The sequence below is a fragment of the Kitasatospora sp. NPDC001159 genome, assembly GCF_053598235.1.
Window position 1 is genome coordinate 1 of record NZ_JBSFJV010000098.1, and the last position, 26,731, is coordinate 26,731.

General features: G+C 71.4%; 27 protein-coding genes and 3 pseudogenes. 13 read left to right on the top strand and 17 right to left on the bottom strand.

Annotated features, from left to right (window positions below; translation table 11 throughout):
- The first annotated feature begins 176 nt into the window (after positions 1 to 176).
- The gene (locus tag ACWC9T_RS33375; RefSeq protein WP_449824799.1) at positions 177 to 1,028 is read left to right on the top strand and encodes an NAD-dependent epimerase/dehydratase family protein; all 852 of its coding nucleotides are present in this window, start codon (positions 177 to 179) and stop codon (positions 1,026 to 1,028) included.
- Between the two features lie 65 nt (positions 1,029 to 1,093).
- Here ACWC9T_RS33375 and fusA read toward each other — a convergent pair.
- Positions 1,094 to 1,897, bottom strand: a pseudogene (gene fusA, locus ACWC9T_RS33380) (elongation factor G); the annotation flags it as partial.
- A 301-nt stretch (positions 1,898 to 2,198) separates the two neighbouring features.
- Between fusA and ACWC9T_RS33385 the strand changes: the two are divergent.
- Complete coding sequence (locus ACWC9T_RS33385; protein ID WP_449824800.1) at positions 2,199 to 2,708, top strand: GNAT family N-acetyltransferase; 510 nt, start codon at positions 2,199 to 2,201, stop codon at positions 2,706 to 2,708.
- 281 nt (positions 2,709 to 2,989) lie between these two features.
- On the opposite strand, the gene ACWC9T_RS33390 is transcribed toward ACWC9T_RS33385, so the two are convergent.
- A complete protein-coding gene (locus ACWC9T_RS33390; RefSeq protein WP_449824801.1) occupies positions 2,990 to 3,235 on the bottom strand; it encodes a hypothetical protein in 246 nt (81 codons plus the stop codon).
- A gap of 123 nt (positions 3,236 to 3,358) precedes the next feature.
- Here ACWC9T_RS33390 and ACWC9T_RS33395 point away from each other — a divergent pair, with 123 nt between their 5' ends.
- The 4 genes from ACWC9T_RS33395 (at position 3,359) to ACWC9T_RS33410 (ending at position 7,469) form a co-directional block, all read left to right on the top strand.
- A complete protein-coding gene (locus ACWC9T_RS33395; RefSeq protein WP_449824803.1) occupies positions 3,359 to 4,423 on the top strand; it encodes a class I SAM-dependent methyltransferase in 1,065 nt (354 codons plus the stop codon).
- A 262-nt stretch (positions 4,424 to 4,685) separates the two neighbouring features.
- Positions 4,686 to 5,297, top strand: coding sequence for a hypothetical protein (locus ACWC9T_RS33400; RefSeq protein ID WP_449824804.1), 612 nt, complete (start codon positions 4,686 to 4,688; stop codon positions 5,295 to 5,297).
- A gap of 46 nt (positions 5,298 to 5,343) precedes the next feature.
- Positions 5,344 to 6,072 carry a hypothetical protein gene (locus tag ACWC9T_RS33405; protein WP_449824805.1) on the top strand — a complete coding sequence of 243 codons (729 nt, stop codon included), beginning with the start codon at positions 5,344 to 5,346 and terminating at the stop codon, positions 6,070 to 6,072.
- A gap of 65 nt (positions 6,073 to 6,137) precedes the next feature.
- A complete protein-coding gene (locus ACWC9T_RS33410) occupies positions 6,138 to 7,469 on the top strand; it encodes a M64 family metallopeptidase (RefSeq protein ID WP_449824806.1) in 1,332 nt (443 codons plus the stop codon).
- Positions 7,470 to 7,611: 142 nt separating this feature from the next.
- On the opposite strand, the gene ACWC9T_RS33415 is transcribed toward ACWC9T_RS33410, so the two are convergent.
- Together ACWC9T_RS33415 and ACWC9T_RS33420 are read right to left on the bottom strand one after the other, a co-directional pair.
- Positions 7,612 to 7,917 carry a scabin-related ADP-ribosyltransferase gene (locus ACWC9T_RS33415; protein ID WP_449824821.1) on the bottom strand — a complete coding sequence of 102 codons (306 nt, stop codon included), beginning with the start codon at positions 7,915 to 7,917 and terminating at the stop codon, positions 7,612 to 7,614.
- Entirely contained in the window at positions 7,902 to 8,273 is a 372-nt protein-coding gene (locus ACWC9T_RS33420; protein ID WP_449824826.1) for a hypothetical protein, read from the bottom strand. The genes ACWC9T_RS33415 and ACWC9T_RS33420 overlap by 16 nt, the downstream gene beginning before the upstream one ends.
- A gap of 482 nt (positions 8,274 to 8,755) precedes the next feature.
- Here ACWC9T_RS33420 and ACWC9T_RS33425 point away from each other — a divergent pair, with 482 nt between their 5' ends.
- Entirely contained in the window at positions 8,756 to 8,881 is a 126-nt protein-coding gene (locus tag ACWC9T_RS33425; RefSeq protein ID WP_449824807.1) for a hypothetical protein, read from the top strand.
- Between the two features lie 103 nt (positions 8,882 to 8,984).
- Here ACWC9T_RS33425 and ACWC9T_RS33430 read toward each other — a convergent pair whose 3' ends face one another.
- Entirely contained in the window at positions 8,985 to 10,622 is a 1,638-nt protein-coding gene (locus ACWC9T_RS33430; protein ID WP_449824808.1) for an alpha/beta hydrolase, read from the bottom strand.
- 222 nt (positions 10,623 to 10,844) lie between these two features.
- Between ACWC9T_RS33430 and ACWC9T_RS33435 the strand changes: the two genes are divergently transcribed.
- Together ACWC9T_RS33435 and ACWC9T_RS33440 are read left to right on the top strand one after the other, a co-directional pair.
- Entirely contained in the window at positions 10,845 to 11,957 is a 1,113-nt protein-coding gene (locus ACWC9T_RS33435) for a Rieske 2Fe-2S domain-containing protein (RefSeq protein WP_449824822.1), read from the top strand.
- A 151-nt stretch (positions 11,958 to 12,108) separates the two neighbouring features.
- Positions 12,109 to 12,543 carry an SRPBCC family protein gene (locus ACWC9T_RS33440; RefSeq protein ID WP_449824809.1) on the top strand — a complete coding sequence of 145 codons (435 nt, stop codon included), beginning with the start codon at positions 12,109 to 12,111 and terminating at the stop codon, positions 12,541 to 12,543.
- Between the two features lie 90 nt (positions 12,544 to 12,633).
- Here ACWC9T_RS33440 and ACWC9T_RS33445 read toward each other — a convergent pair whose 3' ends face one another.
- From ACWC9T_RS33445 to ACWC9T_RS33460, 4 genes and pseudogenes are all read right to left on the bottom strand, one after another.
- On the bottom strand, positions 12,634 to 13,575 hold the full coding sequence (locus tag ACWC9T_RS33445) for a TIGR01777 family oxidoreductase (protein ID WP_449824810.1): 942 nt from the start codon (positions 13,573 to 13,575) through the stop codon (positions 12,634 to 12,636).
- Positions 13,576 to 13,828: 253 nt separating this feature from the next.
- Positions 13,829 to 14,101: a hypothetical protein gene (locus tag ACWC9T_RS33450; protein ID WP_449824811.1), complete on the bottom strand. Its 273-nt coding sequence runs from the start codon at positions 14,099 to 14,101 to the stop codon at positions 13,829 to 13,831.
- Positions 14,102 to 14,134: 33 nt separating this feature from the next.
- Positions 14,135 to 15,250 carry a baeRF2 domain-containing protein gene (locus tag ACWC9T_RS33455; protein WP_449824823.1) on the bottom strand — a complete coding sequence of 372 codons (1,116 nt, stop codon included), beginning with the start codon at positions 15,248 to 15,250 and terminating at the stop codon, positions 14,135 to 14,137.
- A gap of 48 nt (positions 15,251 to 15,298) precedes the next feature.
- Positions 15,299 to 15,466: pseudogene (locus ACWC9T_RS33460) on the bottom strand (universal stress protein); the annotation flags it as partial.
- Between the two features lie 228 nt (positions 15,467 to 15,694).
- Here ACWC9T_RS33460 and ACWC9T_RS33465 point away from each other — a divergent pair.
- Positions 15,695 to 15,973: a hypothetical protein gene (locus ACWC9T_RS33465; protein ID WP_449824812.1), complete on the top strand. Its 279-nt coding sequence runs from the start codon at positions 15,695 to 15,697 to the stop codon at positions 15,971 to 15,973.
- Positions 15,974 to 16,196: 223 nt separating this feature from the next.
- Positions 16,197 to 16,835, top strand: coding sequence for a protein-L-isoaspartate(D-aspartate) O-methyltransferase (locus ACWC9T_RS33470; RefSeq protein WP_449824813.1), 639 nt, complete (start codon positions 16,197 to 16,199; stop codon positions 16,833 to 16,835).
- Positions 16,836 to 16,998: 163 nt separating this feature from the next.
- On the opposite strand, the gene ACWC9T_RS33475 is transcribed toward ACWC9T_RS33470, so the two are convergent.
- The gene (locus ACWC9T_RS33475) at positions 16,999 to 17,244 is read right to left on the bottom strand and encodes a GYD domain-containing protein (protein ID WP_449824824.1); all 246 of its coding nucleotides are present in this window, start codon (positions 17,242 to 17,244) and stop codon (positions 16,999 to 17,001) included.
- Positions 17,245 to 17,375: 131 nt separating this feature from the next.
- A complete protein-coding gene (locus ACWC9T_RS33480) occupies positions 17,376 to 18,314 on the bottom strand; it encodes a ribose-phosphate diphosphokinase (RefSeq protein ID WP_449824814.1) in 939 nt (312 codons plus the stop codon).
- Positions 18,315 to 19,529: 1,215 nt separating this feature from the next.
- On the opposite strand from ACWC9T_RS33480, the gene ACWC9T_RS33485 reads away from it, so the two are divergent.
- The gene (locus ACWC9T_RS33485) at positions 19,530 to 20,399 is read left to right on the top strand and encodes a universal stress protein (RefSeq protein ID WP_449824815.1); all 870 of its coding nucleotides are present in this window, start codon (positions 19,530 to 19,532) and stop codon (positions 20,397 to 20,399) included.
- Between the two features lie 343 nt (positions 20,400 to 20,742).
- On the opposite strand, the gene ACWC9T_RS33490 is transcribed toward ACWC9T_RS33485, so the two are convergent.
- The 6 genes and pseudogenes from ACWC9T_RS33490 to ACWC9T_RS33515 form a co-directional block, all read right to left on the bottom strand.
- The gene (locus ACWC9T_RS33490) at positions 20,743 to 22,356 is read right to left on the bottom strand and encodes a DUF6185 family protein (protein WP_449824825.1); all 1,614 of its coding nucleotides are present in this window, start codon (positions 22,354 to 22,356) and stop codon (positions 20,743 to 20,745) included.
- Between the two features lie 43 nt (positions 22,357 to 22,399).
- Positions 22,400 to 23,428, bottom strand: a pseudogene (locus tag ACWC9T_RS33495) (DUF6185 family protein); the annotation flags it as partial.
- Positions 23,380 to 23,772, bottom strand: a complete 393-nt coding sequence (locus ACWC9T_RS33500) for a hypothetical protein (protein WP_449824816.1) — start codon at positions 23,770 to 23,772, stop codon at positions 23,380 to 23,382. The pseudogene ACWC9T_RS33495 and the gene ACWC9T_RS33500, both read right to left, overlap by 49 nt.
- 667 nt (positions 23,773 to 24,439) lie before the next feature.
- Positions 24,440 to 24,889, bottom strand: a complete 450-nt coding sequence (locus tag ACWC9T_RS33505; protein WP_449824817.1) for an Hsp20/alpha crystallin family protein — start codon at positions 24,887 to 24,889, stop codon at positions 24,440 to 24,442.
- A gap of 605 nt (positions 24,890 to 25,494) precedes the next feature.
- Positions 25,495 to 25,656 (bottom strand): hypothetical protein, encoded by a 162-nt coding sequence (locus ACWC9T_RS33510; RefSeq protein WP_449824818.1) that lies wholly within the window; start codon positions 25,654 to 25,656, stop codon positions 25,495 to 25,497.
- Positions 25,657 to 25,824: 168 nt separating this feature from the next.
- Complete coding sequence (locus ACWC9T_RS33515) at positions 25,825 to 25,965, bottom strand: hypothetical protein (RefSeq protein WP_449824819.1); 141 nt, start codon at positions 25,963 to 25,965, stop codon at positions 25,825 to 25,827.
- A gap of 158 nt (positions 25,966 to 26,123) precedes the next feature.
- Here ACWC9T_RS33515 and ACWC9T_RS33520 point away from each other — a divergent pair, with 158 nt between their 5' ends.
- Positions 26,124 to 26,678, top strand: a complete 555-nt coding sequence (locus ACWC9T_RS33520) for a hypothetical protein (protein WP_449824820.1) — start codon at positions 26,124 to 26,126, stop codon at positions 26,676 to 26,678.
- The last annotated feature ends 53 nt before the right edge of the window (positions 26,679 to 26,731 follow it).

Below are 26,731 nucleotides of genomic sequence, written 5' to 3' on the forward strand. Positions count from 1 at the left end.
GGGGCGGCCGCACACCGGTGACCCGGGGCGCGTCCGCGTGGTCGGCCCGGCCCCGCGGCCGGCGGCTGCGGCCAGGGATCGGCGATCCCTGGCTCGACGGGTCTCTGCCGCCCCTGCCCCGGCGCGGGCAGGCTGGCGGACGTCGAAGAGGGCAACACCCACAGAGGGACGGACACATGACGCGGATTCTTGTGACGGGCGCGACCGGTTCGGTGGGACGGCGGCTGGTGCCGCGTCTGGTGCGGTGGGCCGGGGCGCAGGGCGGTTCGGTGCGAGTACTGGTGCGCGACCGGGCGAAGGCACAGGGCCTGGGCGATGTCGAGACGGTGGTCGGGGACCTGTGCGAACCAGCGGACCGGGCGCGGGCGTTGGACGGCACCGAGGTGGTCCTCAACGTGGCGGCGGCGCTGCGCGGGGTGCCGGACGAGCAGGCCTGGGCGGTCAACCGGGACGCGGCCGTCGCCCTGGGCCGCGAGGCCGCCAAGGCCGGGGTGGCCAGGTTCGTGCACACCAGCACCAACCTGGTGTACGGGCGGGGCCTGGGCCGCCCGGCGGTGGAGCAGGACCGGCTCGCGCCGCACCAGGCGTGGGGCGTGTACGCGGCGTCCAAGGCGCAGGCCGAGGCCGGCCTGCGCGATATCGGGAACGAACTGCCGCTGGTGGTCGCGCGGTTGGCGTTCGTGTACGGCGAGGGCGACCCGCACCTGGCACAGTCGCTGCACTGGGCCGGGAACTGGCCCGCGCACCAGCGCCTGGCGGTGGTACACCACGCGGATGCGGCGCGGGCACTATGGCGGGCGGTGGTGACCCCGGACATCGAGGGCCGTACCTACAACGTGTCCGACGACGCCCCCCTGACCGCCTGGGACCTGCACACGCTCAACGGCCGGACACACCCGGGTGGTTCGCAGCAGATGGAGTTCGACCCGTGGGAAGGCCAGGTGTCCACCGCCGCCGCGCGCCGGGACCTGGGCTGGCGCCCGCTGTACCCCTCGGCGTGGGCGGCGGCGGAAACCGGCGCGCTGTAAGGCCTGCCCCCGAGCCGTAACGCCCGGCCCCGCCGCGAAAAAACGACGGGGCCGGGCGGGCCGCCTCACCCGAGCGACGGTGCAGGCGCGTAGCCGGCCGGACGGGTGGTAAAGGTGCCGCGCCCCTGGGTGCGGCCACGCAGGCGGCCCGCGTAGCCGAACAGTTCAGCCAGCGGCACCAGCGCGCTCACCTGCGCCGCACCCTCACGCCCCGAGGCGATGCCCCGTACCCGGCCGCGGCGCGCGGCCAGGTCCCCCAACACCGCACCAAGGGCATCCTCGGGCACAGTGGCGCTCACCTCGGCAAGCGGCTCCAACAACTGCAGCCGCGCCGAGCGCAGCGCCTCGCGCAGGCCCAGGCGGCCGGCGGTACGGAAAGCGAGTTCGGAGGAGTCCTTCGGGTGGACGATCCCGTCGGTAAGAGTGACCGCGACACCGACGACGGGATGGCCGCCCAGCGGCCCCTCGGCAAGCGCGTCGCGGCAGCCGGCCTCAACCGCCTGCACGTACTCACGCGGCACCCGCCCACCCGTGACGGCACAGGCGAACGCGAAGCCGTCACCGGCCGGTCGGACATCGAGGACAATGTGCGCGAACTGGCCCGCGCCACCCTCCTGTTTGGCATGCCGGAAAACGAAGCCACTCACGCCCTCCACCACGGCCTCACGCAACGCGACCTGAGGGCAGCCCACCACCGCCTCCACACCAGCCTCACGGCGCACCCTCTCCACCGCCACCTCCAAGTCCAGCTCCCCCAGCCCCGACAAGGTACGCCGCCCCGTCCGCGGGTCAGTGACCAGACACAGCGAAGGATCCTCCTCGACAAAGCAGGCAAGGGCAGCGGTGAGCTTGTCAGTATCAGCCGCGCGTTAAATCTGCCCGTTCATAGCGCATTTGACGCCCAGCAGGTACGTCCTGCGCCTGCCGACCTCGCGTCCGCCCCGCCCGGGGCCGCGCCGACACCCCGTCCAGGATCACCCGAAGGCGGGAACACCCGGCCGCACGGGCACAAGTGCGCCGCCGGAAACGCTCGCGGGCCAGGACGGGACGGGCGGCCGGTTCCGGGTGCCGGGCGACAGGTCCCGGGGTCCGGAACCCAGGCATCAGCCGGTGTGTGCGGGGCGAAAATCCGCGTGCGACACGGGCGGGGGCAGTGGTACGACACTGGACATGGACGATCTTGTCACGGACCGCCTCATTCTCCACCCGCTGACCGAACACGAGGCCCGCCGCATCCTCGAGCGCCGGCCGGACACCGCCGACCGGTGGGCGCCCGACTATCCCACCGACGCCGATCTCGCCGGCGCCCGCCGCCACCTGGCGGTGTGCGCCACGGGCGGCGACCCACTCCCCTTCGGCGCCTATGAGATCCGACTGCGCACGGACGGGCGCGCGATCGGCGGCGCCGGCTTCCACGACCACCCCGACCCCGCGGGCACCGTCACCGTCGGCTACGGACTCACCCCCACCGCCCGCGGGCACGGCTACGCCGCCGAGGCCCTGCGCGCCCTGCTGGACCTGGCCCGCCGGCACGGGGCGGCCCGCGTCGTCGGCGACACCGACCTCGCCAACACCGCCTCCCAGCACGTCATGACCGCCGCCGGCATGCGCGAGAGCGGCCGCGACGAACACCTGGCCTACTACCAGACCTCCTGGCCCGCCGCACCCGCCGCTCCCTGACCGGCCGCGCCCGCCACCCATACCGGGCACTGCCCGGCCGCGACCGCCGACGCCGGCCACGTCCCCGGTCGTACAACGGTGCCGGGCGCCGGCACCACCAGCCGCCGCGCCACACCCCCACCAGCCGGTACCAGCGCTCCCGCCGAGCGGCCACAAACGCCCGCTCACGCCGCCGCGCGCCGGAACGACACCGCCCACACCACCAGCGCCGCCACCCCCAGCACCGCCGACAGCAGGTAGGAACCGATCCGATAGCCCACCCGGCAGGCGCAGCCGTACCGCTACGAGTCCGGGCCGGGGCGCGGCTGGGACAGCGCCCCCAGCAGAAGCCACAGCGCCGCCGGCACGACCAGCAGCGCCACCGCCGCGCTCGTGTGCGGCGGGCCGGGGCGGGGTTCGTGCCGCACGGCGAGCGCGGTGCGGGTGGGCCCGTCCAGGGACGCAGCCGCGTCCTGGAGCGCCTCGGGCACGGGCACGACCCCGCCCGGGGCCCCGCAGCCGGGGCAGGCAGGGCAGGCCGTGGTCATCGGGTCAACTCCGCTCCCGGCAGCGCACTTACGTAATGGATCATGTGATCACGTGGTACACCAGGATGAGTTGACGTTCCCTCACTTCAGTTTCCGCAGGGCGAATGAACTACGGTGTGTCGTATGGCCAATGAGTCGTTCACCGATGCACGCCTGGCCGCGCTGTACGACCACGTCACCGGGCCGCGTACCGACCTGGCACCGTACCTGCGCCTGGTACAGGAGATCGGGGCACGACGCGTGGTCGACCTCGGCTGCGGCACCGGCGCACTCGCCCTGGCCCTGGCCCGGCGCGGAGTACGGGTGTGGGCGGCGGACCCGGCCCGGGCAAGCCTCGCCGTAGCACGGGCCAAACCCGGCGCCGACACGGTCACCTGGATCCCCGGGGACGCCACCGCCCTACCCACTCACCTCGAAGCGGACACCGTGCTGATGACCGGCAACACCGCCCAGGAGATCACCACCGACCACGCCTGGCACACCACCCTCACCCGCGCCCTGCACACGCTGCGCCCCGGCGGCGTGCTGGCCCTCGAGACCCGCGACCCCGCCCGGCGCGCCTGGCGGCACTGGCAGCCCGATACCACCCGGACCGTCACCGAACTACCCGACGGCACCCGGGTCGAACACTGGCTCGAACTGCTCGCCGTCGACCAGCCACTGGTCACCTTCCGCCACACCTACCGCTTCCACCACAACGGACAGGAGATCACCTCCACCTCCACACTGCGCTTCCGCACCCGGGCACAAGTAGAAGCCGACCTCACCACGGCCGGCTTCACCCTGCACGCCGTACGCGGCGCCCCCGACCGCCCCGGACGCGAACTGGTATTCCACGCCACCCACCCCGGCCCCCACCCCAAGGGGCGGGACACTCCGGAGCGGGGGCGGCCGAGCGAACGTCCCGCGGGCCGCTCCCCCACCCCCCGTAGGCCCGTAAGCCTGTTCCCCGCGAACAGGAGGCGGGACCGACCTCGGCCTCCACCCACCGCCGGTCACCACCGAGTCGCTGCGGGGTGGTGCCGGTTCCGCTCTCGACAAGGTTACTCAGGATGGTGGTCCGTTCCATGTGAGGAAGGCAGTGGGCAGACCTCCGGAGCGAAGCACCCACCGTGTCGGGACCGTCGCCGTACAAGTCCGCTACAGCCAGCGGGAATTCCTCGCATGCGCAACTCCTCCCCGGCATGATCCCGTCTGCATCCTGCTTCGCACCGGGCGCGAACGGGACGGGCGGGGACATCAGGGACAGCAGGGATGGTGGGGAGAGCAGAATCGGTGGGGATGACGATGTTCGAGCAGACCGTACGGACACTGGGCGGTGACGATGCCTGAGGACTCGATACCCCCGCGGGACACGCCCCCGAAGCCGAAAGCAAAGCCCGATCCGCGGCCCGCTGCGTCGCAGCCGACACCGAACCGCGGCGAGTGGCTCCGGTCCGCCGCCCACGTCGTGCTCGTGCTCGTCGGCCTCGCCCTCACCGTGCTCGGTTTCGTCCGGTTCGCCGACACCTTCGAGGAGGTACGGGCGTACCGCGCCACCCCGGTCTGCACCGCGGCGGCCAAGCCGGGTGACGACTGCGTGACACTGGAGAGCGGCCGAGTGACGAAGAAGGAGGAGGAGCCGAACTCCGACTCGACGAACTACGTGCTGACCGTGACCCGCGAGACGGCGCCCACCGGCCGCTACTACGTCGGCAGGGCGTTCTACGACGACGTCGACACCGGCACCGTCGTGGACCTGAAGATCCTGCGGGGCAAGGTGTTCGAGCTCAACTACCAGGGGCACCGTTCACAGCCCCCGAGCACCCCGTACCTGACGATCGTCGAGTTCAGCGGGCTGATCGCGGTCGGGCTGGTGATGTTGGTCAGCGGGCTGGTCGCGGACATCGAATACATGGCGGGCACGGCCCTCGGGTACACCGCCGCGGTCACGATCTTGACCGTCATGGGCTCCACCTTCCTGATCACCTTCCAATGGCCGCTGATCGTCACCCTGGCCCTCGCCGTGGCGTTCTGGCTGATCGTGGCCGCCATCACCCACACCACCTTCCGCGACTTCTGACCCCCGCCCGGCCGCCCCGTCAGAGCCGCGCACTACGCTGCCGCGCATGACTGCTGCGGTACACATCCCCGAGTACGAGGACGAGGAACTGCGCGCGGGCGAGCAGCTCGCGTGCGAGCCCGCCTTCTGGCTCGCCCATCTGCTCCTGACTCTGGGCCACGGCGACGAGGAACCGGCGGCCTACGGCGTCCCGGCGGAGGCCTACGACGCCATGGTGGAGCGGCTCGGCGACGCCGAGGCGCCGGGGCTGTTGGTGCGGGTGCCGTTCGGCCGAGGCCACACCGCCTGCGTGGCGTACCAGAACTTCGAGGACGAGAGCATCATCGACTTCTTCGTCCACCACCCGGACTGGGGCCGGCTGGGCTTCCTCGGGCAGTACGGTCCGCACGGCTCCGGCCCCGGGCTCTGCTGGCCCGAGCTGACCGCCCTCGCCCAGAGCGTCGGCGTCCATGACCCCGAGGGGCTCGGTGACCCGGCACGGCGGCTCCTGCTGCTCCTCCCGGCACTGGGCGACGCCGACACTCCCCCGGAGGCCCAGCGAACAGTGGCCGAGGCACTGGTCGCGGTCGGCCTCCGGGCCGACGCCGCCGGGGAGTTGGCCGCGCGACTGGTGGACGAGCCCGAGCTGGAGCACCAGCCGCGGTGGAGTGTGACGGCCGACAGCCCGATCCCGGTCTGCTCCTCGGATTACAGCCCCCGACAGATCCCGCTCGCGCTCGGCATCACCGAGGAGCAGGCCCGTGTCCTGGCGGAGGCGCTCACGGGCGACCACTGAGTGGTTGTCAGGTCCCAGACAAGGGAAGGAGCCTCCCCAACACACCGCCCACCGGGAGGCCATCCGTGCACCTCAGGACCAGGACCGCGACCAGGACCACCACCAGGGCCGCAGCCGGCCTGCTCACCAGCGCCCTCGCCGCGACGCTCCTCGGCACCGCCCCCGCCTGGAGCGCGCCGGGCGCGGACCAACCCCGGCAGCAGGTGGAGGTCTTCGCCGAGGACGGCGGCATCTCCCGCGCCACGGCGCCGACCGCCTCCCCGTACGTCGCCGCCCCGACCGCCAGCCTGGCCGCGCCCGGCGTCGAGGGCGACGGCGACGTCACCGCCCTGGTCCGCAACGGCGACCCGGCCACCAAGCTGGACGTAGTGGTGATCGGCGACGGCTACTCGGCCCAGGAGCAGGAGAAGTTCCGCACCGACGCCGACGAGAAGTGGCGCGAGATCACCGCCGTCGAGCCGTACGCCACCTACCGCGGCCTCTTCAACGTCTGGGCGGTGTCCGCCGTGTCGCCGGAGTCCGGAGTCTCCGGCGATCCGGACCGGGCGACCGTACGGCACACCGCGCTCGGCGCGTACTTCTGGTGCGACGGCGTGGAACGGCTGCTCTGTGTGGACGAGAAGGCGGTCGAGCGCTACGCCGCGAAGGCCCCGCAGGCGGACCTGGTGATCGTGGTCGCCAACAGCGCCAAGTACGGCGGCGCGGGCTACAACGACGTGAAGTCCCCGCTCGGCTACGAGGGCATCGCCACCGTGGCGGGCGGCAACGCCAAGTCCGGGCAGATCGCGGTGCACGAGACGGGGCACTCGCTGGGCAAGCTGGCCGACGAGTACGCCTACGACGGACAGGGCACCTACCAGGGCGACGAGCCGCCCGAGGCCAACCTCAGCACGCTGACCGCCGACCGGATGCGCGACCAGGGCAGCAAGTGGTCCCGCTGGCTCGGCCAGGACTCGCCGGACGGCGGGACGGTCGGGACGTACGAGGGCGGCGGCTACTACCCAACGGGACTGTACCGGCCGACCGAGAACTCGATCATGCGATCGCTCGGGCGCGAGTTCAACCTGCCCGGCCGGGAGGCGATGATCGCCGGCTTCTACCGCCACGCCACCCCGCTGACCAGCCCGACCTCCACCGGCAACTGGCTCACCGCGGCCGACCAGCTGACCGTCGACCTGCCGGTTCCCGGCACCCTGCTGCGTTGGTACCTGGACGGGCGCGAGCAACCACAGCTGAACGGACGCACCGTGCTCGACCTCGGCGCGCTGCACCTGACCGGCCCGCACTCGTGGCCCCACCTCCTCACGGCCGTCGCCACCGACCCCACCCCGGCGGTGGCGGATCCGGCGCTGCGGACGGGGCTGACCGGCAGTCTGTCCTGGCTCGTCACCCGATAGGCGCCGGAGCCCGATGGAGTCTGCCACCCAAGACCCCAGTGGTCCAGACCTATTGACGAGCCCGGACCCGGCGGCGAAGTGCCGTCGGGCCCGGGCCATTTGGGGCGCGGAGATGGTCAACGGCGCCGAGGCCACGGGCCTGTCAGGGAGCGGCCGCCTCGCTCCTGTAGGGCGCGAAGTCGGCGTTGGACTTGCAGCCGAGGCACTCGAAGGTGCTGGTCTGCGTGTCCGGGTCGGTGTAGGTCGGGTGGCACTTGCAGGCACCCTTGATATACGGGCCGTTGACCCCGCCGGGAAAGTCGATCTCCTTGTTCCAGGGGTGGGGAGACTGGTAGCCGTTGAGACGGGCGGCGGCGTTGACGTCGATGCCGCCGAGGGCGTAGATCTCGTAGAACCAGCCCGACTTGGCAGCCCCGTAGGTGTCCCCATCAGCTAGGTCGCCGGCCAGCGGCGCTCCAGCCCGTCCGGCGGCCGACGGCGCAGCGGCGCCAGTTCCCGTTCCAGTGTCCGGACGTCCCGCGCGATCCGAGCGGCGATCTCCCTCGGCTCGGTCTCGCTCGGCAGTCGGCGCGACCAGGAACGGGGCTTGGCCGGACCGTCCTGGACCATGTGGAAGTTGAGCCGCACCACCCCGGCGACGTCGACCAGACTCACCAGGATCCGGGTGTCGGCGAGGTCGATGGTGACCTCGTTCCCGATGCACGAGCAGGCCACCAGGCCCTCGATGTCCTCCTCCGCCAGGTACCTGGCCAGCGGGACCGCCCTCCCCCGGATTAGAAACGGACGTGCCACCGGACCGGACACCGGACCCGCCTCCCCTCGCCGCACGCGTGCGGCCCCGGCCGCGGCGCATGCGCGCCGCAACAGACCGGGCCCGCCCATGCTCCACCACACCACCGTCAAGCGCCAAGTCCGTATCTCAACAACTAACTTGAGCATATGCACCCACCCGGCGCACCGGCGCACACCCGGGCGCATCCGGCGCTGTCGGGGAGGCGGCCAGCACGCGAAAGTGCCCGTCCGCGCGGGGCGGACGGACACTGGGACGGACCCGAGTGGGCACTGACGAGGACCAGACCGAACGCGCGGGGTACGGAATGACTGAACACCTGCTCACGGACAGAGCGGACCGCCCCGGCCGATCGTCGTACTCGCCGGGGCCAGCTGGCTTCCGTGCTGGAGGATCATCGCCCCGGACGCCAACGGAATGCTCCTCGCCATCTGGGGTTTCCTCATCGCGCTGACTCTGGCGCCCCTGTGCACCCGCAACGACAAAGCATTCCGCCATGCCTGCGGAACCCTCGCCGCTGTTCGGCCTCGAGCCCCTGGTCTCCACCCCCACGCTCTTCTTCCTGCCGGTCATGGTGGCCTTCTGCCCCGCCGGCGTCCTGCTGCTGCTCGCACGCGGATGACGGTCGCGGGCCGGGTCGAGGCCGCGATCGGCGTACGGGCGCAGCGGCGCAGCCTGGAGTCACCGGCTGCGCCGCTGAGCGCCGTCACCCCACGGAGGCGGCGTTAGCGCAGCACCCCGCGTACGGCCTCCGGGTCACTGGGGGTGAGGCGCTCCGGCGCGGCCGTCAGCGCCTTCGCCGTGGCCGGCGGCGGGGTGACGTACACCGGCGTCGGATCGGCCTCGGGCGCACAGGTCTTGGCGATCCGCCCCTTGCCCTGGGGCAGGCTGCCGTCGCGCAGGTAGGCGGTGAAGGTGTCGTCGAGGCAGGCGTTGCCGTGGAAGAGGATCTCGTGGAAGCTGCCGCCGTTCTGGACGACCAGCTTGGAACCGGGCAGCGCGTCGCGCATGGCGAGCCCGCCCTCGTACGGCGTGGCGGCGTCCTCGGTGGCCTGGAAGAGCAGGACCGGGGGCAGGCCCTTGCCGGTGATCTTCAGTCGGCCGGCCTGGTTGCCCTGGTAGGGCCAGAACATGCAGGCCGCGTTGTACCACATGTTGTTATAGGTATAGAAGGGCGCGACGGCGTTGACCTTGGCCTGGCCCTTCTTCCAGGACTCCCAGTCGCGCGGCCAGGCGTTCTCCGTGCACTGGGCCGCGTTGTACGCCGGGAAGGTGGCGTCGTCGGCGCCCGGAGCCGCGTACTTGTTGTAGGCGATGGTCAGCGGCCGGGTGTCGTGCTGGGTGAGGTAGGCCGAGAGCACGGTGGCCATCCGGGGCCAGCGCAGGAAGTTGTAGCCGCCGCCATAGAAGGTGTCCTCGAATTCGGCCGGGCCGATCTTCCCGGGCGCCGGGGCGGCGTCCGCCGGGTCCTTCCGCAGCGTGTCCTCGACCTGGTAGTAGGCCTTCTTCACGGCCTCGGCGTCGGCGCCGAGGTGGTAGACGGAGTCCGCATTGGCGGTCCAGGCCGCGAAGGCGTCGAAGCGGCGCTGGTGTTCCTTGTCCTGGAGGATGTTGTGGTCGTACCAGCTGATGGTCGGGCCGACGATGCTGTCCAGCACCATCCGGCGTACGTGGGAGGGGAAGAGCTGGCCATAGGTGGAGCCCAGGGAGGTACCCCAGGAGCCGCCGTAGAAATTGATCTTCGGCACGCCGAGTGCCCGGCGGATGCTATCCATGTCGCGGGCGTTGTCGACGGTGGTCATGTGCGGCAGCAGCCAGGACCAGTCGGCCGCGCAGTCCGCGGCGTAGCCGGCCGCCTTCTTCAGCCAGGCCTTCGAAGTTCCCTGGCTCAGCTGGTAGTCGGGCCGCTCGGCGTCGAAGTAGTGGGCGTCGCAGACGACATGGGGGTCACTGCCGTTGGTGCCGCGCGGGTCGAAGCCGATCCAGTCGTAAGTGGAGGCGACGTCGGCGGGAATCTGCCCGGAGATGTAGGCGGGCATCCAGAGGCCGGAGTCGCCGGGGCCGCCGGGATTGAGCAGGATCGGGCCCTGCTGCTTGTCCTTGGGCGCGGTGGCGGGGAGGCGGTTCAGCTTGATCTTGATCTTGCGCCCGCGCGGGTCGGCGTAGTCCACCGGCACGTCGAGCATCGCGCACTGGAGCGCAGGGGTGGCGGTGTCGTTGCAGGAGCTCCAGACGAGCTTCCCCTGGCCGGTGTCCACGAGGTCGGCGCCGTCGGGCCCGGCGCCGGATGCGGCGGAGGCGGAGGTCCCGCCGAGGGCGGCGACGGCCGCGGCGGCCGCGAGAAGGGCGATGGCTTTTCTCATGGAGAGAATGATGTGACATGTGCAATGGCACATCTAGAGGGCGGAGCGGACTTTGCCAAGCTTTGACCCACACCGCGGATCTGACCGATCATCAGACCTTTACGACCTTTGGGAGGTTGGCCGTGCGAGGCGCCCTGATCCATGACTAGCATCTGAAATCCAATCTGTTCGGACGCAAATCGCCTGGGAGGGGCGGCGCCGGACAGGCCGACAGGAGGGCTCATCCGCGTGTCCCACCCGCACGTCCACCCCGTCAGCTCCCGCCCGACCGCGGCCGACCTTGCGCTACCACCGGCCCTGCCCTATCCCGACGGCTGGGCCGCGCTCGCGTTCTCCGCCGAGCTCAAGCCCGGCACGGTGATCACCCGCCAACTGGCCGGCGAGGACGTGGTGCTGTACCGGCTGCGGGACGGCCGGCTGCGCGCCGTGCGCCCGTACTGCCCGCACCTGGGCGCCCACCTCGGGCTCGCGGCGGTCGAGGGCGGCGAGCTGGTCTGCCCGTTCCACCGGTTCGCCTTCGACGCCGACGGCCGGTGCGTGCGGACCGGGTACGACACCCCGCCGCCCAGGGCCGCGCTGTCCCGGCTGCCGGTGCGCGAGGTGAACGAGGCGGTCTTCGTCTGGCGCCACCACGACGGCCGGGAGCCGGACTGGGAGATCCCCGCCTGGCACCTGCTCGACGACCAGCCCTTGCGCCACACCTCCTTCGAGATGCCCGGCTACGCCCAGGACGTCATGGAGAACTCCTTCGACCTGGGCCACTTCATCACCCTGCACGGCTGGCCGCAGGGCGAGTTGGCGGCCCCGGTCGAGTTCGACGGGCCGCGCTTCCACATCTCGATGCGGGTGCGGGAGAAGTTCCCGCTGGTCGGGATGCGCGAGGTGGAGGTCGAGGTCGACGGCTACGGCCTTGCCGCGCTGCACACGGACGTCCACACCCGCTCTCTGGGCCTGCAGATCTGCTCGCTGGTGATGGCCACCCAGGTCGCCCCCGCCCGGATGCAGCTGCGCCAGGCGAGCCGCTTCGCCCTGGCGGAGCCGGCCGGGCTGCCGCCGCTGGTCGCCCGGGCCGCCAGCCGTACGGTGACCAGGCTGCTGGCCGGTCCGATGTTCAAGCGCAACATCGAGTTCACCTCGGACGACTTCCCGATCTGGTCCACCAAGAAGTACCTCTCCCCGCCGCGGCTCGCCGCCGGCGACGGGCCGATCGGCGCGATGCGGCGCTGGGCCCGGCAGTTCTACCCGCCGGACCATCAGGAGCACCTGCCGGTGCCCGCCTCCCTGACGAACCGGCACAGCCAGGAGACCCCGGGCGGCGTCGACTCCCATCGGTAGGCCCACCCCCAACGCGTGGCCGATCCGTACGACCAGGTGAACACCCGCAACGTGGACGGCGGCCTGCACCTGATCGTCGACGGCTTCACGGCGCTCTGACGGCGCTGGCACCGCTGCCGGGGAGCCGGCGGGCGTCCCGTTAGGGTGGCGCATGGCCCATTTCACGCTGACCCGCCGCTCCCCGCTCCCGCCGTCCGACGCCTGGGCGCGGCTCACCGTCTGGCCCCGGCACGGCGACCGGGTGCCGTTCACCCGGGTGGCCGCGGTGCGCGGCACCGGCCGGGCGGTCGGGGACGTGATCCTGGCCCGGACGGCCATCGGGCCGGTGCGCTTCGACGACCCGATGAAGATCACGGCGCTGACCGAACCCGAACTGTGCCGCCTGGAGAAGCGCGGCCGGGTCGTCCGGGGCCACGCCGAACTGCGGGTCCGCGCGGTGGGCGCGGGCAGCGAGGCGGTCTGGGCCGAGGAGCTGCGGATCATCGGCCTGCCCCGGTTCTTCGACCCGGTGGTGGCGTCCGCCGCGCGGTTCGTCTTCGGCCGGGTACTGGATCACCTGCTGGCCTGCGCCCCGGCCACGGATTGACCGTGCGCCGACCCAGATACCGCTGGCGGACGTAGTGCGCCGGTCGGGCAACCGCCACCGGGAAGCTGTGACTGTCCGCACGATCCGGCGCTACCGCCCGCGCAGCCTGCGCACCAGGTTGCGGGCGGCCTGCAGCCAGTTCGGGTGCTCGAAGGTGAAGCCCGCGTCCAGCAGCCGGGTCGGCACCACACGGCGGCTCTTCAGCAGCAGCTCGGTCTCGGTGCGGAGCGCGAAGGCGCCGAGCTCGGTCATCCAGCGCGCGGCGGGCAGGGCCAGCGGCACTCCCCAGGCCGTCCGCAGGTCGCGCATGAACTCGCGCTGGGGCAGCGGGTTCGGGGCGGCGAGATTGACCGGGCCGGTGAGATCCTCCTGGGAGATCAGGAACTCGACGGCGCGGACGAAGTCCCGGTCGTGGATCCAGGACACGTACTGCGCGCCGCCCGCGATCGGGCCGCCGGCGCCGAGCCGTGCCAGCCAGGACAGCGCGTCGAAGGCGCCGCCGCGCTCGGGCGCGAGGACCACGGCGGTGCGCAGCGCGAGGCGGCGGGTGTCCGGGGTGTCGGCCTCCGCCTGGGCGTCCTCCCACGCCCGGGCGATGTCGATGCTGTACCGCCAGGAGGCCGGGGCGTCGGGCTCGTCGCCGCCGATCAGGCCGCTGAGCTCGTCGTTGGGGGCGTCGTGCCGGTGGGCGTAGACGGTGGCGGTGCTCATCTGCAGCCAGACGGCGGGCGGCCTGCGGGCGGCGGCAATCGCCTGGCCGACGGCCCGGGTGGAGTGGACCCGGGACTCCATCATGGCCTTCCGGTTCTCCGCCGTGTAGCGGCAGTTGACGCTGCGCCCAGCCAGGTTGAGCACCACGTCGCTGCCCTCGACCTCCGCCGCCCAGGCGCCGAGGCTACGGCCGTCCCACCCGATCTGGCGCGGGCCGGCGGGCCGGCGGCTGAGCACGACGACCTGGTGCCCGGCAGCCGTCAGGCTCCGGTCGAGCAGGTTTCCGAGCGCGCCGGAGCCGCCGGGAATGACGATCTTCATGAGTTCCCCCTCATCCGCATCTCCGGCTTCGAGCCTAGCGCAGAGAGTTGAACGCGTTCAATTCTTCCGGAGGCGGTCATCCCGGGGAGAGGTCGGGGCTTCCCGCCGACAGGTCCGCTCGGTGCGTCGGGCGGGCCCAGGCGCACCGCGGTGGAGCTCGCATGCGCGGCTTCTACGGTTACGGCCCGACCGCGCCACCGGACCCACCGGTCGCCTGGTCCTGGAAACCCTCTCCGACCTGCAGCTGCGACCGCTATTCGGAGGGTGTGATCAGGCCGTAGTGGCGGTGGTAGAGGACGTTGCCCCGTCCGGTGAGCTCGTCGGTGTAGAAGACGAAGGGCTGGCCGAGGGCGTCCATGTTGTGCATCCGGGTGAGCCGGATGCGGACGGACAGGACGGGCTCGCGGATCCAGTCGAGGAGGGTGAGGACCTTGGTGCGGGCGAGGTCCGCCGCGCCGGGCGGGAGGTCGCTCTGGGCTTCGAGCTCGACTTCGGGTGTCTGGCTGGCCACTGGTTCAGTTGCCATGTTCCTTTGTTCGTGGCCGTGGTCGTACGGGCGTCAGGTGTGGCGGGTCAGGCCGCCGATCCCCTGCGCCGGCGCGCCGGGTGTACCGGGTCGAAGGACCCGTACGTCGACGCCGGTGAGCAGTGCGGACCGCACTGCGGTGTCCGCGAGGTCCGCCCGAACCACCGGCGCGCGGTCCGGGGGCAGGGAGGCGGGCTGGTCGGCGATGTCGGTCGAGCCGGGGCCGAACCAGACGGTGCGGCGACCGGCGAGGCCGTCGGTGATCAGCAGGGTGCGCAGTGCGCCGTCGGCGAGCGCGCGCACGGTGGCGTAGACCCCTTCGACGGTGTGACCACGGGGGGAGCGCTCGTCATCGAGCCGACGCAGCAGGGCTGCGGTCGCCTCGCGCCCGGCGCGGCAGGTCTCCGTCTCGACCTGGGCCATGCGGTGCGGCCAGGCGCCGTCCGGGCTGCGGCTGCCGCTGACCCGCCGGATGGACACGTCGTGGCGGACCCAGGTGGGCAGGTGTTTGGTGAGGTACTGGCGGGCGCGGACGTCGCCGGCCAGCATCAGCACGTGGGCGTCCACCTCGGCCAGCGCCGTGCCGAGCGCCTCGGCGACCTTGACGGCGTTGTGCTCCCAGGAGTCCTCCGCCCGGTGCTGGTAACGCATCTGGGACCGGCCACCGGGCTGGTTTCGCTCGATCTCGTCGTCCGGGCCCACGACAGTCCGGCGGGCGCCTTCCGTGGCACCGTCGGGGTAGAGCCGCAGGTCCGCTCCGGTACGGTCGACGACAGCCACCACGTGGGCGGGGTGGTCCTGGCGCCAGGTGAGCAGCGGCAGCAGATGCGGCAGGGGCGCCCGCAGGACCAGGTCCCCTTGCTCGCAGCCCGGCAGGACGGCCGAGTGCACCACCTCTCCGCCCGCCGCGAAGGCGGCGAGCACACCGGAGCCGGGCTGGGAGGAGAGGAAGCGCCGGGTCAGGGCGTCCAACTCGTCGGCCCTGGCCCCCTGGGCCGCAAGGTTGCGGCAGAGCCCCTGCCAGCGTTCCTCGGCGTCCAGGCCCATCTCCGGACGCGGATCGAGGTCGAAGTAGACCGACAGGAACGGGCCGGATGCCGAGAGCAGCGCTCGCAGGGCCTGTGTGCCGGTCTCTGTTCCAGTAGTCATGCGAGTTCTCCTAGGAAACGGTCCGCCTGTGGCTGCGGGGACCACGACGACGGGGCAGGCGGCGTGCTCCACGCAGTGCCGGCTCACCGACCCCAGCAGTGCCCTTTCGAAGCCGCCGTACCCGCGGCCTCCCACCACCAGGAGGTCGGCGCCGCGGGCGTGCTCCAGTAGCGCCTCTGCGGCGTGGCCCTGGACTGCGCTCTGCCGGATCTCCACGGGCGGCTCGGGACGATGCGGTGCACCGTCCGGTCCTCACCCGCCGTGGTGGACCTCGTTCTCCTTCCCATAGCCCTACCGTGCCCATCCCACCTGCTCCGGTCCAAGGTCCGGTCGTCTCCAAAGGATGGGGCCACCCGGCCCTGCCGCGCTTCCGGGGACGCGATGCCGGGCTGAGTCTGCGGAGAACCATGGTCCAGCCCGGATCAGGGAGCTGGCCGCCGGCACGTGCGCGCGGCGTCGCCCCGGCTCCTGGCCACCGGGGCGATGCTCGTCGCCGGACACTCCGCCCGTGTCTTCCACGGCGTCGCCGACCGCATCCTGTACGACCTGGGCGACTTCATCGACGACTACGCCGTCCACCCGGCGCTGCGCAACGACCTCGGCCTGCTCTTCCTGGTGCCCCCGGACGGTCCGGACCCGTCGCACTTGGTACCGGTCCGCCCGGAGGCGGTGCCGCCGTTCCTCGACTACTGCCACCCCCGCCTCCCCCGGGGCGAGGAATGACAGGGGATCCGCGAGCGCTTCACCACTGCCTGCGCCGAACTCGGCGCCGGCGCGGGCGAGCGGGCCGGACGGCTGACGGTCGGCTGGGGTGAGGAGCGGAGGGAAAGCGCCGCAGGGTGCAAGGGCGTCGACGCGGTCGGCCAAGGGTTCGCCCTCGCCCGCCCTGTGCCGTTGGGTACCGTCAAGAACCGGCACACAGTTCCGAGTTCGGAGCGGAGAAAAGATGAGCGGGGCTTGCCCGGAGGATCTGGTGCGCGCGGTGCGCGCAGTCGGTGTCCGCGACGAGCGGCTGCTCGGTGCGATTCGCACGGTCCCGCGCGCGGGGTTCGTCCCGGCCGCGCAGGAGGAAGTCGCGTACCAGAACATGCCGGTCCCGATCCCGCACGGGCTGGTGACCACGCAGCCGTCGCTGTCCGCAGCGATGATCGAGGGCCTCGCCCTCATCGGTGACGAGCACGTTCTCGAAGTGGGCACCGGTCTCGGCTTCCAGACGGCTCTGCTGGCGCACCTCGCGGCCGATGTGGTGAGCATCGAGCTGTGGTCGGACCTGGCCGCACAGGCGAGGCAGAACCTCGACCGGCAGGGTGTCACCAATGTTGAGCTGTTCGTCGGGGACGGCAGCAAAGGAGTGCCCGGGCGTGCCCCGTACGACGCCGTATTGGTGTCGGCCGCGTGTCCCGATGTTCCCCCACCGCTCGTCGAGCAGCTCCGGCCCGGTGGCCGTCTCGTCCAGCCCATCGGGCCGGGCGGCCGGGAGGACGTCGTGGCTTTCCGACGGACGGCCTCGGGGCTGGAACGCGAGCGGGTGCTCGTCGCGGCGAGGTTCGTCCGCCTCCACGGCGAGCACGGCTTCCCGTCTTGATCCGGTGGCCGCGGGACGTTGTCGTACGGCGGCCTACGGCGGTCGCCGCTCCGGGGCACGTCCGAGGGAGGTCCGTCGAGGAGCGAGTTCGCGGGCGATGACATCGCGGCCAGCGGCGTCTCGCGGGCCCCGAGGTCGCCACGACGGTGCCCGTCGCCGGTTCTCAGCCTGCGCGCTTGATGAGCTCGGCCATCTCTTCGCTGGTGTAGGCGCGCGTACTGACAGTGCGGAGGTTGCCCGGGGAGACGATCGCGAGGTCGAGCGCGGCCGCGGTCTCGCCGTCCCGTGTCTCCATCGCCACTACCAGGTCATGCGGGCCGCCGATCGTCCACAGATTCTCGATCACCTTCCCGCCCGATTTCTCGACGAGAGCCTCGAAAGCGGCCGCTCTGCTGACGGTGTCCCGGATGCCTGGCGCAGCCCGTACCGGTGGTCAACGGCGCCGAGTCTGCGGCCTTCTTCTTGTCTTGATCATTGCCGCCTCTCTTGTCGTCGCATTGGCCGAGGAGGCCCTGTCGGCCCATGGCCACGACCGTTGGATCAGGCACGCATCAGGAGGGTGTCCAGCGGCTCCCCGCTGTGCAGCAGCGCGATGGCCTCGGCAAGGAGCGGCGCCACGGACCGCACGCGGTAGGGCAGGGTGCGGATGCGGCCCAGGGGAACGGTGTTGGTGACCAGCAGCAGACTGATCGGAAGGCGCGCGAGCCGGGCGGGAGCCCGGTCCACGAACAGCGGGTGGGTGGCGGCGATGGTGATGTCGGGCGCCGCGCCGTGGGCCAGCAGGACCTCGACGGCCGCCTCGATCGTGCCGCCGGTGCTGATCAGGTCGTCGACGATCAGAATGGGCTGGTCGGCGACGTCACCGACGAGTTCCTCGGCCTGTACGGCGCTGCCGGACAAGCGGGTCTTACGGACGACAGCGACCGGTCGACCGAGCAACGCGCCGTAGCGCTCGGCGAGTTCGACGGCGCCGACGTCGGGCGAGACCACCACGGCAGCCGGGGGCGCACGCTCGGCCAGGGTGTCGGCGAGCAGCGGCACTGCGGTCAGTGACTCCACGGGGACGGAACTCATCGCTTCGAGGGCCGGAGTGTGCGGGTCGACCACGACCAGCCGGTCGGCGCCGGCCGCCGCCAGTGCGTCGAGCACGACCCGGGCGCCGACCGACTGCCCGGCCCGGGTCCGGCGGTCCTGCCGGGCGTAACCGAAGTACGGCACGACGGCGGTGACCCGTTGCGCGCCCGCGCGGCGGCAGGCGTCCAGGAGCAGCAGGAGCTCGAACAGGTGCTCGTTCACCGCGGGTCCGGTGGGCTGGACCACGTACACGTCCGCGCCCCGCACGTGGCCGACGACGGGCTGCAATTCGCCGTCGGGGAAGCGTTCCACCTCGCACTCGACCGGCTCGGTGCCGAGTGCCTCCGAGACGGCGTCGCCGAGTGCGGGATGAGCAGTGCCCGACAAAATCCGCGGGATGGTCATCGCATCCTCCCGGTGTCAGACTCTTCGATGCCCGGCCGTCAGGGCGCCGGCCAGCCGTCTCTTCCGGCAAACCCTTCTGCACACCAGCGTGTCATGCGTCTCCGGCGCGGGCAGCGGCTGAACGCCCCGGCCTTCATGGGCCGGTCGGCCCCGTCCGGCCGGGCCGGATCTGTTTCCGGAGGGTGGAAACGGGGATCATATAAGTAGAAGAAGGACTCCGGGTTGAGACATGGAGTAGCGGCGCTGAGGGCCGCGCACCGTGCGATCGTGTTCCGCGAGAAGCGGACAGAGTCCTCCTTCTCTTTCTCTTCTTCCGGACTCTCTCCCTCGCTGGCGGGATGTGCCGTCCCGGCCAGGACCAGGACGACGACGGATTGGATCACCGGCCGCGCCGATTCGCTCAGTTGGGGAGTCGCTTGGAGCAGCGCGTTCGACCTGGCTCCACTCCATGTCCCAGTGGGCGTAGCGGTGGTGGTCCAGCACGCGGACTGAGCCCTTCCAGGCGGCCAGGCACAGGAGTGAGACGGCCCCGGCAGCCATGGCGGTGGTCGTCCAGCCAGCCGCAGGCGCCTGGCTGCGGGTGACGGGCGCGCGCCACCCACCTGTTCGAGGAACCCGGCACACGCGAAGAGGCCGCGGACCTGGCCGCGCAGTGGCCGCCCCGGCGTCGGACCCTGCGCGCTGAGGCCTGGGCCCCAAGGCCGACCCGACCGAGGGCGTCGGGTGGGAGAACAGCACCATCAGGAACCCGCCGACGTACAGGGCGAGGACGGCCCCGGCAGGGTGCCCGGCCGGGGCGAAGCCGTTGACGGCCAGCCGAGACCGAGCGGACCGGCAGACGGGTCCGAGCCCTCCGCCGGCACTGGATCCTGCGGCTGAGCGCCGAGCTGACGATCGTGGACCAGGCCCTGGAGCAGACCGAGCACGAGGACGCGGTACGGCGCCGCTGGGCGGCCGTCCAGGACCGGCACCGCGGCACCCACTGGCCCGTCGCTGTCACGCGCGGCGGGCGGACCGGCGTGACAAGGCATCCGGGCTCTCCTGTGGCAGGTTACGCCCCCTAGGCGGAGCCTGGAGGGGGGTGGTGGAAGCGGTCTCCCGCATCGGGTGTGCGCCCGGCTGTCGTCGCCGGTGCGCGTTCGCGGCGGCCGGGATGATCCCGCATCCCGGGAGCGCGGCCCGGCCGGGAGCGGATGTCCGGGGGCAGGAGGAGTGATGACTGATCCCGTGGTGGTGGGAGTGGACGGCTCCGAGCGGAGTCTGCGTGCTCTGGTGTGGGCGGCGAGCGACGCGGCGCGGCGCGGGTGCCCGTTGCTGATCGCCCACGTGCTTCCAGGCTGGGAGGCCGACTTCCCCTTCTTCCCTCCGGGGCGCGCCCAGGGCCTCAGTCGCCGTGGCGCGGAGATCCTGGCCGAGGCGGCGGCGATCGCCAAGGAGAGCCATCCCGGCCTCGAAGTGGAGTCCGACCAAGTCCCGGGCTCCCCTGCCGAGGTGCTCCGCGACGCCTCCGAGCGGGCGCGCTGCATGGTGCTCGGCGCCCGCGGCGAAGGAGGGCTGGGCAATCTGCTGATGGGCTCCGTCAGCCTGCAGGTCGCCGGCCACGCGGTCTGCCCGGTGGTCGTGGTCGGCGCGATCACCACGGGCCACGGGCGCGTCCTCGTCGGTACCGACGGTTCCGAGCACTCCACCGCCGCTCTGGAGTTCGCCTTCGAGGAGGCGTCCCTGCGCGGCGACCGGGTCCATGCCCTGCAGGCCTGGAGCATGCCCACCACGCCGGAACCGTCCGAGGCCGGGCTCTCTCCGGACGCGGTGGAAGCCGACCATCGCCGCCAGCTCGACGACCAGCTCGCACCCCTCCGGCAGCGGTATCCCGGCGTCGAGGTCGAGACGACCCTGGTCCGCGGGAAACCGGTCGCCGAACTCGTCCGTGCCTCCGACCGAGCGGACCTCGCCGTGGTCGGCTCACGCGGAAAGGGCGGCTTCCACGGCCTGGCCCTCGGCTCGGTCAGCCACGGCCTCCTCCACTACGGCATCTGCCCGGTCGCGGTCGTACGCCCGCGGCCCCGGCGCACACCACCCTCGTAACCGCCGCCCCGGCCTGGCGGAGGGCCGATACGTAAGGGGACCCCACGGCAAGCGCCATCGCTCACCAAGCTCAGCAAGAGCTGGCCACCCCGCGTGGCCAGCCCTTGCTCTGGGCAGCTCCAAAATCTCCGGAAGCGCGAACTGCACCGGCCCCGCCGAAGGCTCCTCGGCGACGGCTTCCCAATCCGCATCGCGCAGCTCGCCAGGATGGTGAGATGTTCAGACCTGTGGTACCACCGGCTTCTTTCCTTGGTACCACCGGCACACGACTGCTCACCACCCGGCACCGGGCGGCTCGTGATCAGTCCGCGACCGAACGGCCGCTCCCTTGCGCGGCCGGTTCTTACGGCGGCTTCATGGTCCGGACGTCGGGACCGATGAAGAACTTCGCGATCGCGATCAGCGCGACCAACTGTGCCAGCACGTAGGCGATCTGTGCGGAGAAGCCGCGCATCTGGTAGATCGACAGCAGCAGTCCGAAACGACTGGGCCAAAGGCGCCGCTCGGCATGGAAGGTGTCCGCATCCATGGCGAGGCCGGTGAGGGTCAGCACCAGAAGCATCTGGCTGATGGCGATGGCCACGTTGCCGAGCGGCTGGTCGGTGATGAGGTTGCCCAGGATCCCCAGGACGACCAGAAGGGTGTAGGCGGCGACCAGGCTCAGGGCGCGTGATGGACCACGGCGGCCGGGCAGCAGGCGCCAGAGCGCTCCCAGCACCAGGCCCGCGCCCGCCCAGGCGAGTTCCCAGGTCACGAACTGCCGGAGCATCTCGGGTGCTCCGAAGAAATACTGTGCCGTGTACATCCACTGGTGCCCACTCTGGTAATAGGACCAGACGATGACGAGAGTGCCTGGAAGGCCGAAGGCGGCCGCCAGCAGGGCGGCCCGGCGGGCATTCTCCCACCACCTGGCATGGGGGCCCCAGCTCAGGGCGATGTCCACGACCGTGAACTGGCCGGGCAGCCAGGGCCGTGCCCTGTCGGGGGTTCCGGTCGGCGACCGCCAGCGGTGCAGCCCGCTCAGCTCCCGCTCCACCGCGTGCCGTTCCTTCTCCGCCGCATGCCGGCTTACGGCGCCATCGCTCTTCCCCTGCTCCATGCCACGGAGCTCGTCGGTCAGTTCCCGATAGCGGCGGGCACGTGCGATGAGGTCGGAGCGGCCCGCCTCCGTGATCGCTTCGCTCAGCCTCGGAGTGTCCCCGCTCCCCTCGAAGTGATGGGCCAGGACCGCCCACCGCCTCCCGATCGCCAACAGGGCGTAGAGTCCGGCGATGCCCAGGAACAGCCAGAGGCCGGCCGCTGCCTGGCTGCCCGCCAACGAGGTCTGGCGATAGGCAACCACGACAGCGAAGAACACGGCGATCAGGAGGAGGTCCAGCCTGGTGGGATACGCGCGCGGCACGGGGAACGCCAAGTCCCTGGCCCGTAGCAGGGCCGCGATCGCGACGCTCGTCAGCATCCAGGTCAGCGTGCCGCACCAGCTGGGGATCTGGGTCGCGTAGGACACCAGGTGCTCGCTCAGGAAAGAGCGGTGCAGCCAGCCGTAGTCCGGCACGGCGCGGTCGCTCAGCCAGCTGGCCCGCTCCCACCAGCGGTCCAGGGTCCACCACGCCCACCCCAGCAGCAGGAGGGTGACGACGGCCAGTGCCGGCCCGGCCCTGCGCAGCCGCCAGGGCCGGGCCTGTGGCCGGAAGCCCTCACGCGTGAGCCGCCAGATCCACAGTGCCAGGCCGGTCAGCCACAGCCACAGCAGCGCCGCGATCATGACCAGCAGCGGGGCGAGGCTGGGGACGGGCCAAGTCCCGGGGAAAGAGAGCTGTTGAGGAAGTCCGAACAGGGACGGCCGTGCGGCCACCAGCCCGCCGGCCGCCGCCACCAGCGTGGCGGCCAGCAGCACCGTCCTCTTCGGGCGGGCGGTGGCCGTCAGCGCCCAGCCGATCAGAAGTCCGATCAGGATTTTCCAGCGGTCCTTGGCCGAGGAGCGCGTACTGCGGCAGCTGGAAGGTCAGGATGATGACGGCGCTGACCACCCCCCACTGCAGCAGGGCCGTGCTGCTGCAGATCTCAAGCCCGGTGGCCATGGAGTCCACCCCGGTGGCCTCGGCGCGGGCCGGCTGGCGGCGGGCGCGAAGGGCGGCCACCGCGATAGCGGCGGAGATGCCCACCCACCAGGCCGTCATCCCGATCTTGTTGATGATGATCCACGGTGCACTGTTGCTGCTGCTCGCCGCTGCAAAAGCGCGCTGCCACGGGGGAGACACCCGTACAGTCGGCGAGGTGTTCGACCCCAAAGGCTGGCCGAGGCCGGTCCACACCAGGCTTCCGTTGCCGGCACTCGAGGGTTTGGGCGCCACCTCAGAGGCCTCCAGGCCGCCCAGGTCGACCGTGACGCTGTCCCAGTGGGCCTCCTCCAACGCCGTCGGCGGAACGAGGGACAACGTCCACTGCCCGGGTCGCACGTCGACCTCCCACGGCCCGGTGCGGAACGTGCCGCCACGCTCGACGAAGAAGAGCGTCTGGTACTCGATCCTGACCGAGTCCGTCTCCGCACTCACCTTCGGGCTGGACAAGCGCCATTCGGAGGTGCGCAGGTACTGCTGCGGCAACCTGCGCTCCTGCTCGTCCCGCACCAGACAGCGCATCGCGTCGCGGTAGGCATCGGACCCCTTCCGCAGCAGCAGACCCTCGGCGTGCACCCAGGACCTGGGCACGCGGACGGTCATGACTCCCCGGCCCTCGGCGTAGTTGTGGGCGTGGTTGGCGAGTCTGAGCCCGACGTCCGCATGGGCCGCCGTCAGCTGATCCGCATGGCAGCCGCTCACGGACGGGGGATCCGCTCGGGCGGGTCTAACTCCCCACCACGTCAGGAACAGCAGCAACAGGACGGGGCACAGCGCCCGAGCCGCTGTCCTGCCGGTTCGTGGGTCGAAACCGCGTGACGGCGGCGAGGTGTTCGCGTCCACCTCGCCGACGTCCTCGTTCAACGCGGTGTGCTCGTGCTTCTCGGACACCCGCTGATCGGACTGCACTGCAGGATCACCTGGTAGGCGTGGCTCTCGACCGCACCTCCGCTGTTGCCGTGTCCGGTCTTCACGAACCGCCACTGGGAGGGTTTGGTGTGGCCGGTCGAATCCGCCTTCTCGACCCGGATCTGGAGCGTACGCGCCGAGAGGTCGTGAGTCTCGACCAGGACCTCGTCGGAGGCGACCGGAAAGTGTTCGTGCAGCAAGCACAGGCCGAAACGGTCGAGATTCCCGTGTTTTTCCAGCACATCCACGAGATCGTGCACGAACTGGACGTCCTGCGGGCCCAGGCCCTCGGCCTCCTCGAATCTCGGAAGCGGCTGCCCGGGGGCGGTCGTCGGGTTTCCCACTGGTGTGCTCCTCAATGTCACCTGAGCTGCTTTTGGCAGCGTAAGACGGGCTGGCAATCCGAAGCGAGGAGGCGCACCGTTCATCCAGTGTCGGGGCGAAGTCGCCGTTGCCGGTCAGCGCCCGCAGTTTCAGGACGGACGGAGCAGCCGATGGCGTTGACCCGGATGACGGTCCGGCCAATACGGGGCGTTAAATCGAGGCCAGGCGTCCGCGACAACCGGCGACCCAGCGTCCCAGACCCTAGCCCTCCGTAAAGGTCAGAGCAGGGCCGTCTACGCGGGCACGTAAGTCACCGGCGGCCACTGGGTTGACGGGCGGGGCCATCACCGGGCTCGATGACCAAGCCGGTCCCGGCGACGTTGGCGAGTCCCCGCTTGAGCAGTGACCAGACGCACCAGGCCGTCGGCGCCCACACGCTCGGCAGCGACCCGGCCGATGCCGCCGGACCCGCCGGTGACGACAGCGACGCGCGGGGTGGCGGTGCTGGTGTGGCTCCTTCTGACGGCGGGGTGGCGCTCCGGCCGGTAATGGACGGCCCTCGCCACATCGACGGAAGACGACGAACGGCTCCGTATCGCTGGGCAGGATCTTTGGCATTCCGCTGCGGATCAACTGGAGCGCGCCCGTCCTGGCCCTGTCCTCGGTATCAGCCTGGCCGGACGGACCTCATCCGGTGGGGCCGCTGGAGACCTCGACCCGACGCGGCTGCCTCTCGACCCGTCCCATCGGGGCCTTCACGGTCAGCACACCCTTGTCGTACGTCGCGGTGATGTCCTGCTCGTTCACCCTCTCCGGCAACCGGACACTGCGAGTGAAGGAGCCGTAGCGGAACTCCGAGCGCTGCTTCTCCTTCCTCTCCTCGGTGCGCTCCGCGCGAACGGTCAGCACACCGCCCTCGACCGTGATCTCGACGTCCTTCCCCGGGTCGATCCCCGGGAGTTCCGCCCTGACCACGTACGCACCGGCCTCCTCGAACTCCTCGACCCGGATCATGTGCTCACCCATCCGCAGTTCGAACGGGAAGTCTTCGAACACCTCCGCGAACTGAGGCCACCAGTGCGCACGCCTGTGGAGCAACTCGCCGGCCATCTCGGCCCTCCTCACCCGTTCGAACATCTCCTTCCATCCTGCTGCGCGACCGAGCGCACCGCGATCGGAGCAACCCCTTTGCCCGCGACGGCCCGAAGCCGGGCGGGCCGGCCCGTCGCGGCCGGGAGCAGAACGAACCAGCGTCGGTTGCATGGCGGTTCTCCGAGGGTTCGACGACGGGCCCGGCAGCCACCGCGCCGAGTCCGGCCGAACACCCAGGGCTCTCCGCCCGACGCAGGGCACCGGCGGGCTGACCCGCAAAGTCTGGACCGGCCGCGGATGAACGTCGCCACCGTGAAACCACGGCCTGATCACCCCTCCAGGGTGATCAGGCCTCCCCCACGGAGCCGATCATGACCGAGCACACCACCGAACCCACACCGCCCACGGTCTTCCACCCTCCCCCAGCCTCCGGCCGGGGAACCCCCATGGCCGCGACCTCGAGAGCACCGTCGCGCGCCTGGAACTGCTCGAAGCCCAGGTCCAGGCCCTCGGCCAGGCCATCCAGGCCCGGACATTTCCGACCAGGAGCCCGACCCCGAACGCCCGAGCCGTGCTGCCGCCTGGCCCACGAGCTCCTGCTCGCCCAAGGACTCTGAGCATCCACAGGGTGGCAGCCGACTCCGGCGGAGTCACACCGACGACTCCCCGCCCGACTCCGCCAGCCCGATACCCTCCTCTTCCACCGCGTCGGGGACCGCGGGCAGCTTCACCTTCGGCCGCCTCAACTCGCCCCCCACGTCCGCGCTGATCCGCTCCAGCTCGATCCGGACATCGTCGGGACCGGCTGACACAGTGGCGCCAGGACGACATCGGGGCCTCGGCGGCTTCCAAGGCGCCCTGCCGGGCTCCGCCGGGGGCAGTACTGCGTGCAGCACGCCCCTTGGCCGGTCGTGGTGGTCCGTGGCACCGCAGGCTGACGGCCGACACCGGACTCCCGTGAGCCGGGTGACGCCGTGGGGTCACTGGTCCGGCTGACCGCCCTCGACCGGGTGCGTCCTCGTCCACTCCTCACCGCATCGGCAGGCGAACTGCTCCACCAGCTCACCGTCGTCGTTCACGGCGAGCCCCCGGCGGAGGCGCACATGGACATGGTCGCTCATGGTCTACCGACCTTCACTTCGTACCCGAAACACGGAACAGGCCCCCATCATCCACGGACGACTGCGGGCGGGGAAGAGCCAGCCCGGAGAAGTCCGTTCCGTGAGACGGATAGCGCGGCGGATCACCGCGCAGGCCCGGCATCCGGAGGTTGAAAGCGATGTCGACAGCACAGGTCACCGATCTCTACGAGGTGACGATGGCGCACTCGTGCCTGCCGGAGCAGATGACCGCTCCGGCGACGTTCGAACTGTTCGTGCGACCCCGCCGGGGCTTCCTGGTTGCGGCGGGCCTGCAACCGGTCCTGGACTTCCTCACCGAGCCGCAGGTGGACGAGGAGGACGTCGCGGTCTTCGCCACCACCCTCGGTAGGCCGTACCGTGAGCTGGAGCCGCTGCTCGGACTACGCTTCACCAGCCAGGTGTGGGCCCGCACCCAAGGGGCGGATCGTGCTCGCCGGGGAGCCGGTCCGGAGGTCACGGCACCGCTGCCCGAGGCACAGCTGGTGGAGTCCTTCCCACTCAACCAGGTGTGCCACCAGACGGCGGTGGCGTCCAAGGCCGCGCGGTGCGTGATCGCGGCCGCCGGGCGGCCGGTGGTGGATGTCCCCTGCGCCGCGACCATTGGGGTGCCGACGGCCGACCAGGGCCTGCATCACCGCGAGGGTGGCCAAGCGGAAGATTTCAAGTCCAGTGAGACGGTCGTGACGCTATGAGGTTTGTGGTGCGGGTTCCCTGCGCTTGGCGGGGTTGTTGATCCACGCTGTCT